The 8,493-nt window shown below is 35.6% G+C and carries 9 protein-coding genes and 1 pseudogene; 6 read left to right on the forward strand and 4 right to left on the reverse strand.

Features of this window, described 5'->3' with window-relative positions; genetic code table 11:
• The first annotated feature begins 950 nt into the window (after nt 1-950).
• Nucleotides 951-1,391, forward strand: coding sequence for a GNAT family N-acetyltransferase (locus F8153_RS09040; protein ID WP_192929745.1), 441 nt, complete (start codon nt 951-953; stop codon nt 1,389-1,391).
• 108 nt (nt 1,392-1,499) lie between these two features.
• Here F8153_RS09040 and F8153_RS09045 read toward each other — a convergent pair whose 3' ends face one another.
• The 3 genes from F8153_RS09045 to F8153_RS16425 form a co-directional block, all read right to left on the reverse strand.
• Complete coding sequence (locus tag F8153_RS09045) at nt 1,500-1,730, reverse strand: ATP-binding protein (RefSeq protein ID WP_207707713.1); 231 nt, start codon at nt 1,728-1,730, stop codon at nt 1,500-1,502.
• Entirely contained in the window at nt 1,730-2,443 is a 714-nt protein-coding gene (locus tag F8153_RS09050; protein ID WP_330577771.1) for a Mu transposase domain-containing protein, read from the reverse strand. The genes F8153_RS09045 and F8153_RS09050 overlap by 1 nt, the downstream gene beginning before the upstream one ends.
• Nucleotides 2,444-2,543: 100 nt before the next feature.
• A complete protein-coding gene (locus tag F8153_RS16425; protein WP_151866041.1) occupies nt 2,544-2,726 on the reverse strand; it encodes a helix-turn-helix domain-containing protein in 183 nt (60 codons plus the stop codon).
• A gap of 241 nt (nt 2,727-2,967) precedes the next feature.
• Here F8153_RS16425 and F8153_RS09060 point away from each other — a divergent pair, with 241 nt between their 5' ends.
• Complete coding sequence (locus F8153_RS09060; RefSeq protein ID WP_192929746.1) at nt 2,968-3,687, forward strand: MerR family transcriptional regulator; 720 nt, start codon at nt 2,968-2,970, stop codon at nt 3,685-3,687.
• A gap of 713 nt (nt 3,688-4,400) precedes the next feature.
• On the opposite strand, the gene F8153_RS09065 is transcribed toward F8153_RS09060, so the two are convergent.
• Nucleotides 4,401-5,069, reverse strand: coding sequence for a PBECR4 domain-containing protein (locus F8153_RS09065; protein WP_151866043.1), 669 nt, complete (start codon nt 5,067-5,069; stop codon nt 4,401-4,403).
• A gap of 498 nt (nt 5,070-5,567) precedes the next feature.
• Here F8153_RS09065 and F8153_RS09070 point away from each other — a divergent pair, with 498 nt between their 5' ends.
• The 4 genes and pseudogenes from F8153_RS09070 (at nt 5,568) to F8153_RS09085 (ending at nt 8,320) form a co-directional block, all read left to right on the forward strand.
• Complete coding sequence (locus tag F8153_RS09070) at nt 5,568-5,825, forward strand: hypothetical protein (RefSeq protein WP_151866044.1); 258 nt, start codon at nt 5,568-5,570, stop codon at nt 5,823-5,825.
• 101 nt (nt 5,826-5,926) lie between these two features.
• Nucleotides 5,927-6,736, forward strand: a complete 810-nt coding sequence (locus tag F8153_RS09075; protein WP_151866045.1) for a phosphorylase family protein — start codon at nt 5,927-5,929, stop codon at nt 6,734-6,736.
• A gap of 457 nt (nt 6,737-7,193) precedes the next feature.
• Nucleotides 7,194-7,601 (forward strand): annotated as a pseudogene (locus F8153_RS09080) (GNAT family N-acetyltransferase); the annotation flags it as partial.
• A 290-nt stretch (nt 7,602-7,891) separates the two neighbouring features.
• On the forward strand, nt 7,892-8,320 hold the full coding sequence (locus F8153_RS09085) for a hypothetical protein (RefSeq protein WP_151866046.1): 429 nt from the start codon (nt 7,892-7,894) through the stop codon (nt 8,318-8,320).
• Nucleotides 8,321-8,493: the final 173 nt, after the last annotated feature.

An 8,493-nucleotide genomic window follows, 5' to 3' on the forward strand; every position in this document is an offset into this window, starting at 1 on the left:
TTATGAACCTATTATACGAACAACATGTTTACGGGAGGTGCGGGCAGGCAAGTTTTTAGGGAAAGATCAGCGCACCACATCCCTTCACCAGGAGCGAAGCTCCTCCAATATGGTCGATCTTTCGGGTCCGGCTCAACGACGTCAGGAATACCAAAACGTTAGCTGATATCGGGTAAATGGGCCGAGCGTTCATGCTCGGAAAAAGAAATTAAAAGAAATTGGAGTATTTCAAATAACTATTGGCTTAGATTTAATAAGAAGTGTCTCATTAAATGGGACATCTATATATAAGGATGGTGCAGGCAGGCACGTGTTTAGGGAAAGGTCAGTGCACCATCTAGAAAATATGATGGACAAAGAAAATTTAATATAAAAAGAAGATAAACCCAATGGAAAAGAAAGAAGTTAATTTATTGATGAGGCTTTAAATTAGGTGGCCACTATAATAGTGCATAAGGTAGAGAATTAGATGAAAAGAGGAATTTGTTGATGTAGCAGTAGGTTTTAATCATAGCTAAGACCAGTACTATGAGAAAGTTAGCTAAAGAAGAAAAAAGAAGTTTTGCTTATGTGCTGGCAAATTGGATAGTGCCCCATAGCTAATATACTCTTAATAGATATATTTCAAATTAAATGGGTGGAAGGGGCTGACGTCCTATCAGCCTTTCTGAGTTTGGCGTACCCGACACCAGCTAACAAAGTGTTTACACAGGGGTGCTGGAAGTAAGTTCACCGAAACTTAATCCATAGCCATAATGAAGCGGGGTCAGGCACCACACCTTCTTGCTGGGTGGCAAGCACCGCCAAGACGGTCTATCTTTCAGGTCCAGCTCGAAGGCGTCGCAAATGCGGGACCGTTAGCTGAAATCAGTATATAAAGTCCTACGTAACCATAAGATTAAAAACTAATGTGGAACATAATATTGTTTGATTTTGGAGGTGGGTTATCAATGATAATAAGGTTGATTGAAAAGAAGGATTTTGGAGAATGGTTGAAATTGAGATATGATTTATGGCCCTATCATACATTATCAGAATTAGAAGATGAGATGAAAGAAATATTTGAAGAAATAGATATAAAACCAGTATTCTTTGCGGAAGATAAAGGGATTATTTATGGATTTATTGAGTTATCAATTCGCGATTCTGCACCTGGTTGCTTAACTAATATAATTGGTTTTATTGAAGGATGGTATGTGAAGCCAGAATTTAGAAAACTTGGTAAAGGAAAGATGCTGGTGGAGATGGGGGAACAATGGGCAATAAGTAAGGGGTGTAAGGAAATGGCATCAGATACAACAGAGAGATATCCCGATAGTCCAGTTGCTCATGTTGCTTTAGGTTATGAGGAAGTAAGCCTGCCACTTCATTATAAAAAAGATTTATTATAATCATAATAAATAAAAAATTAGTTGTATTACAGTGTTGATGGAGCTTTGACTTCAGCTAACAAAGCGTTTACACAAGGGGGCTGGAGGCAAGGTCATCGAAACTTGATACTACTCAATGTTTTCAATACAAGCATTGCTAAATCTAAACTCAGCTTTTCTGATTAACTTGGCAAGCTTATTGTTTTTACGCCTAGACCATTCTAGGTCGACTATTAGGCCAAAGCGCTCTTCAAAGTTTAGCTCCTGAAAAGCTGTGTCCTGAAGCTGGTTTCTATAGTGGTCCGCCATTGCGGTTAAGCGCATTTCATTTAATTTTGATATAGTAGTTTCATTAATCATTAGTTATTACCTCCATAGTAGTTTGCGCCTCGAGTAAAACCCAATTGTGTAGTAGTATCTTTAGCAGTATGGTTTTCCTCTAAAATAGCCAGTTTATCTTGACCAGTCTGTAAAATTGTTTGGATGCTTTTGTAGCCTGGTCTAGGGGTGTAAGAAAGGGCCTTTTTACAAGCTGCTTCAACACGAGTAACCGAATACTTATCTGCTAGTTTTAGAAGAGCCATACAGGATTTATATCCCTGTTGCTCAATCTTATGGGCTGATAAAATAGCCTTAATGGTTATTGATGTACAAGGTCCAATCCCCTCTGCCCAAGAGATAAATCTTACTGAGTTCCAAGCAGTGTAATTTTTATGATCTTCTGGCATGTGTTCTACTATGGTACTGTACTGACCAACCCTTCCATATAACCTTACATGGGAGGCTATACGATGATTATTAAAAAATACCTCTACAACATTTCTCGTTAACCTGACATCTACTTTATGTTTGATATACTCATAAGGAACAGAGTAGTGCATTTTTTCAACTGATATGTGATAATTGAATTGCACGGTGGCTACCTTCCAAAATGCTAACTCGTATGGGGTTGCAGGTAATGGCATAAGGGACTTTTTCTCTTCTTCAAGATATGCACTTAGCCTGCTTCCTGGTTTCTTTTGAAAAGGTTTACTATTAAACTCTTGAAGTTTATCATGTATGGCTTCATTCAATTCTCTTAATGAGAAGAATTTCTGATTTCTAAGGGCGGCAATTATCCATGTAGAGATAATACCTACTACATCTTCAGCATTTGGTTTGTCCTTTGGTTTTCTAACTCGTGCTGGAATAACAGCTGTCAGACATATCTTTCTGAAATGGCCATGATATACTGCACTCAGTAGCTCTCTTTAAGACAGTAGCTACGGTGTTACGAGAGCATTGACAGCTAGCTGCTATACCTCGTTGGCTGATTCCTTGGCTATCAAGCCTTAGAATTTCTCGATATTTGGTCATTTGATGACCTCCCATGAATTTATTTACACTGAATCCAGTGCATAAATTCATTATACAGGGGGTTAAGTGATAGTGGCTCTCTGAGTACCATGGTGGCTCTATTTTATGCACACACTGGCTCTAACAAATCGGAATGGTGGCTCTGTCTCATCATATTATTCAGTAAGATTAAAAAAGACCTTACGTAACTTATTGCTGATTACGTTACGTAATAAATTATAATAAGGTCGAGGTGATGAATATGAAACAAACATTTAGTACAGGAGAGGTTGCAAAATTGTGTAATGTAAGCATTCGTACTGTACAATATTATGACAAAGAGAATATTGTTAAGCCATCTGAATTGAGCGAGGGTGGTCGTAGGATTTATTCCCAAGATGATTTACAGAATTTTCGCTGTGTATGTCTATATAAATCTCTTGGATTTTTACTTGAAGAAATCAAAACAGTAATGCAAAGCCAAAATCCTTATGAGCTATTAGCTAAAACAATTGTTTCACAAAAAGAAAAAATTGACGAAAAAGTTCAATTGCTTATACACGAAAAGGAAAGATTGTTAGCTCTCTATGAACAAATTGAACAGACAGGTAAGGTAGAAGTAGAAAGCATTGAGGATATGGAGAACTTATTAGTAAAAAAAAGAACCCACAGAAAAACTGATATTATTACTTATATTTTCATGGGTTGCTATATTCTTATTTTATTAATAATTTTCCCAATAGCAAATTTTTTAAGCGGAATCGCCCCTTTTATAATGTATGGTATAGCTGCTATGATATTAATAGGATTAATATATTATCATGCAGAAGTAAATGCATATGTATGTACTGAATGCCGTCAAAAGTTTACTATAGGTTTGTGGAATGATATGGTGTCTTTAAATGGTATGAAAAAAGGCAAATATCTTAAGTGTCCTCATTGTAATCATAGAGGTTGGTTTAAGGACACTTATAGAGATTAGAGATATAGTAACTTTTGATATAGAACTATGTATTAAGGGTAAAACAATAGAGTTATAAGGGAGGGGGGCGTCCTGACCCGTCTGAATAATGGAGTGACCTACATCTTATAACAAGCCATTCCCACAGGGGTGCAAGTACCGCCAAGGGGCATTACTTTTGGGTCCAGTTCGAAGGCGTCGTAAATACAGAAACGTTAGGTGACATATGTTAAAGAGAACATTATATTTGATTTACTAAAATATCTAAATTAAAAAGGGAGTGTTTTTTTATGGTAAAGGATTTAAAAGTGAGTCTAGCTGGAAGTATGGTTTATGAGGCAAGAAAATTTATATATAATGTCGCTGGAAGGACAAAAGCCGAGATAGAAGTACTTGTTTTTGATTTTTGATACCTCAAATGATTCTTCATTTTAGGGTTAAAAGAATTGCTATACGTCAGCTAACAAAGTGTTTACACAGGGGTGCTGGAATAAGTTCACTGAAACTTAATCCATAGCCATAGTGAAGTAGAGTCAGGCACCACACCTTCTCACTAGGTGCCAAGCACCGCCAAGATGGTCTATCTTTCGGGTCCAGCTCGAAGGTGCCGTAAACACTGTAACGTTAGCTGATATCCCCACAAAATAACTACCAGTAAGGATATGTGGGAGAATGGAAAACAAAATAAAAGACCCCTGATGCTCAGAGGTTTAAAATGTTTTATTAAAATTGATTTAAGCTGATTCGCCTTGTTCCTGAGATTGTATTATTTCTATTTTTTCTTGAAACAAACTTTCCACAATGTGTTCTTTAATTTTTTCGTAATAATTCCACAATACTTTTAAATCTCCAATAATAATTTCATCAAATTTATGTTTTTCTTTTTGTTTTCTCAATATAAGATCAACATCTTTCATTTTGGTAAAGTCAAGCTCATTACCTTTAAGTAATGTCATTGGACGTGACTTTGGCGTGCTAATAAAACCCAATGTGCAAATATTATCAGAAGTTGCAAAACTACAACATACCTGATTCTTTATGAAAGTCTCTTGTGCTTTAATGTTACCATAAAATAAGTTCATCATGTTGGGTAAAACCTTTATTTTTCTTCTAACTGAACCTATTATAGATTTTTCGGATTTTCCACGCTTTTGAAAGTTAAACTCTGATTCTTGTAATGTTCCATTGTAGCACTTATCAAAAAAATCTTGTGGAGGTATCAATGAATTAACACCTAATAAGTGTTCATAATTATCCTCTTTTGCTTCAATTATATAGTAATGTTGCTTTGCAAAAGCACTTGAACATACTAAATAGCAATAATCAACATAATAAGCTTTATAATTTTTTGATTCTTGAATTGCTATATTTTTCACTCGTTCTTTAAAAGAGACTTGGCTCATTTGTTTTCCCCCAAAAAATTGAAAGGATGAAATATTCATCCTTTCAACGATTTTTCACAGTTTACTCTGCAATGGATATGGGTTTTAGGTCTCCATTCCGACCGATGGATATGGGTTTTAGGTCTCCATTCCGACCGATGGATATGGGTTTTAGGTCTCCATTCCGACCAAATAAAAAAACGTCTATTACAAAATCTTTTCTAATTATTATATCTATATCTTAATTTAATTATACCATTTACGAAAATATATTCAATACTAATTTTACCATTTTATACGTTTTTTTTAAATTATTTTGCGTATTTTGAAAATTATTTTCATATTTATATTATACCATAAATCTAATGTCTATATAATAAATTTCTAAAATTGTTAAAATAATGGTAAAATATTGTTATAGTTTTAAAAGAAACTTGGGGTAGGGGGTACTATACCATACAATGGGACGTCGTAAACACGGAAACGTTATATAACATGGGAGGCAAGTGACGCCACATCGTGTGGCGTGTTTTAGAGGTTTGTGGATTTGTCATTGGTAATATTTATAATGAGAGCATCGAAGAAATCGTGTCCCGATACAACCCATATAATAATGAATTTATGAGTGCAATTATGACAGGGGGTGCTTCAGCCCTAATTGCATTTGCAGAAAGAAATAGAATATCAATTGATTATACAAACTCTGAGTGTTATAGCATCTGCAATATATGTCATAAAGTAAACAATGAATTATCAGCCTATAGCCGTACAAAATGATGATGTTACTTATTACGTATTTTTAGAGTTTTGTTAAACGGGAACGTTATCGGACAGATGAACCAAAGTATTTAAATTCTAAAAGTTGTGAGGTGGTTGCAATGGAATATAAAGATTTGCTTGATGGATGGAAAAGGTTTGGGACGTCATCTGAAGATGTTTGTTTAGGAACACTTGGAGTTTCACCAGATGAAATTCATGAAAGAGTTATTATTGCACCTTGGTGGGAACCAGATGTTTTTGATAATTTAGGAAATGAAAAAACCTATTTGAGTAAGGAGAATTCAATAACAAAAGTTTGGAATATACAGGTTGATGAGTGTCTTATTTCATATATAAAAACCGGAATAGGTGCACCAGTAGTTACAGATGCAGTATTAGCCCTTGCTGGAACTAAATGTAAAAAAGCTCTATTTGTTGGTTCAGTTGGAGCCTTAGATTTAAACTTATCGATTGGCGATATAGTAGTTCCTATGCTGTCAATATGTGGTGATGGAATTAGTAGATACTTAAAAGGAAAGCCGTTGAAATCTAACGACCCTTTTGGTGAGTTGAGTTACCCCGATGCAGAAATGTTCAAAGTATTAAGTGATACTACAAGAGAAATATGCCAAGAATATGAGGTGCAATGGCATATCGGAAAGACATTCAGTGTAGATACTATTGTTGCTCAGTTTCCTTACATTGATGAGATAATGAATATGGGCTGTAATGTAATTGAAATGGAAACTGCCGCAGCATTTCGCGCAGCAACTTTAGTAAATTTAAAATTAGCTGCTCTATTTAGTGTTTCTGATAATACACTAAAGAACAAATCTTTATTAAGTGGAAGAGAAGATAGCGAAATGAACTATAGAAAAGAAGTAAGAAAAAATATTTTCCCCAAAATTATTTTAAAAACTTTGCTATGATAAGGAAAATGAATTTATGAGAAGCAGCTTGTGTCACTGAGGGTTATAGGCACCATCCATCCGATAACAATGTGTTACGGGAGGTGCTGGGGGCAAGGTCATCGAAACTTGATACTTAGCCATAGTGAAGTAAGGTCAGCGCACCACATCCCTTCACCGGGAACGAAGTTCCACCAAGACGGTCTATCTTTAGGGTCCGGCTCAGAGACGTCGCAAACACGGAGACGTTAGCTGATATTGGTCAAGGTCTGCGCGACCATGCGCGGATTATCAAGACTTAATGTAGTACAATATGAAGTAGCTTAATCTGCAATAGTGTATAAGACAGAGGTACCTGTCAAGGGGTAGGTTTAAATACTTCATCATAAAAAGGGGGAATAACATGCTAGAATCAAATAGATGCAAGTTGATGAAGATACAACAATCCGATTAAGATGAGGTAAAAGAACTCTATTTAAATCATGAAGTCAGAAGATATCTTGGAGGAACAGTTGATGAAAAGCAATACACCATGAAGTTCCAAGATATGCTCAAGTTAAATGTCAACGAATATTATTGGGTCATTAGAAAGAAAGAAGATATGGAATTTGTTGGATTGATTTCATTGGATACACACCATGATGGTATTGGAGCTGAAGTATCATATCAGCTGCTACCAAAGTGCTGGGGGAATAGATATGGTCAAGAGGTGGTCAAGAGGATATTAGCTTATGCTTTTGAAGAACTAAATTTGACTGAGGTGGTAGCAGAAACACAATCAGCAAATATTCATTCGTGTAAACTACTTGAAAGTGTAGGTATGAAACTAGTAAGCAAAGTTATTAGATTCGGAGCAGAACAAAACATATATAGTATAAGGAGCTGACGTCCTATCAGCCTTTCTGAATATGTGGTGCCCGCCACCAGCTAACATAGTGTTTACACAGGGGGGCTGGAGGTAAGTTCACCGAAACTTAATCCATAACCATAGTGAAGTAAGGTCAGGCACCACACCTTCTCACTGGGTGGCAAGCACCTCCAAGACGGTCTATCTTTAGGGTCCAGTTCCAAGGCGTCGTAAATACGAGGACGTTATGTGACATCTCTAAGTAGGATGCTACGGTATAAAAAGAAACTTTTTTAGATTATAAATAATAAAGAACAGGGAGATATATGATGAAGGTAGCAGAGATAGTTATAGAAGGAGAAGAAATTAAAAAAATAAGTGATGCTTTATATAAGAATAGAGACGAATATCATGCAGATAAGCCATATGTATATGAGTCAGGAGATATAGTAGTATTGATGAGAGAAGATTATTATTTTAGAATCTCATCAACGCTTATGTCAGTAATCATTTTAAAATTTATTAGTGAAAATAAGGTAGAGATAGAACTGGTTGTTAGTGGAGGGAAAAACGGAGCACTCATGTATAGCTGGGGAGCTGAAAACAGTGAGAGTAGAAGCATCGTACACGAAATCATAGACATATGCAATGAGAATTCATGGGAAGTAAAGAGTATTAAACCTGAAGATCTTAAGAAATCATTACTTGAAATTACTATTGATAAATTTAAAAAAAAGATCATAAATCCTTTCAAATAATAAAATATTTAGTTCGTAACATCTTTTAAATGCGTCATTGAAAGACAGTAAGATATGATTTTATTGTGGAATTAGTAGGTTTAGTGTAACTGACGGCATATAACAGCGTATTTTCAGGGGTGCATTTGATTATAATTTTAAAGGTATGCACCGGATTGTCCCCCTTATTTTGG

It is taken from the genome of Alkaliphilus serpentinus (assembly GCF_009017255.1).
Lineage (GTDB): Bacteria > Bacillota > Clostridia > Peptostreptococcales > Natronincolaceae > Alkaliphilus_D > Alkaliphilus_D serpentinus.

Coding starts and splice junctions, on each gene's coding strand:
- F8153_RS09085 (WP_151866046.1), top strand. CDS start 7,892: ATGAAGGTAGCAGAGATAGTTATAGAAGGAGAAGAAATTAAAAAAATA.
- F8153_RS09045 (WP_207707713.1), bottom strand. CDS start 1,730: ATGATTAATGAAACTACTATATCAAAATTAAATGAAATGCGCTTAACC.
- F8153_RS09065 (WP_151866043.1), bottom strand. CDS start 5,069: ATGAGCCAAGTCTCTTTTAAAGAACGAGTGAAAAATATAGCAATTCAA.
- F8153_RS16425 (WP_151866041.1), bottom strand. CDS start 2,726: ATGACCAAATATCGAGAAATTCTAAGGCTTGATAGCCAAGGAATCAGC.
- F8153_RS09040 (WP_192929745.1), top strand. CDS start 951: ATGATAATAAGGTTGATTGAAAAGAAGGATTTTGGAGAATGGTTGAAA.
- F8153_RS09075 (WP_151866045.1), top strand. CDS start 5,927: ATGGAATATAAAGATTTGCTTGATGGATGGAAAAGGTTTGGGACGTCA.
- F8153_RS09060 (WP_192929746.1), top strand. CDS start 2,968: ATGAAACAAACATTTAGTACAGGAGAGGTTGCAAAATTGTGTAATGTA.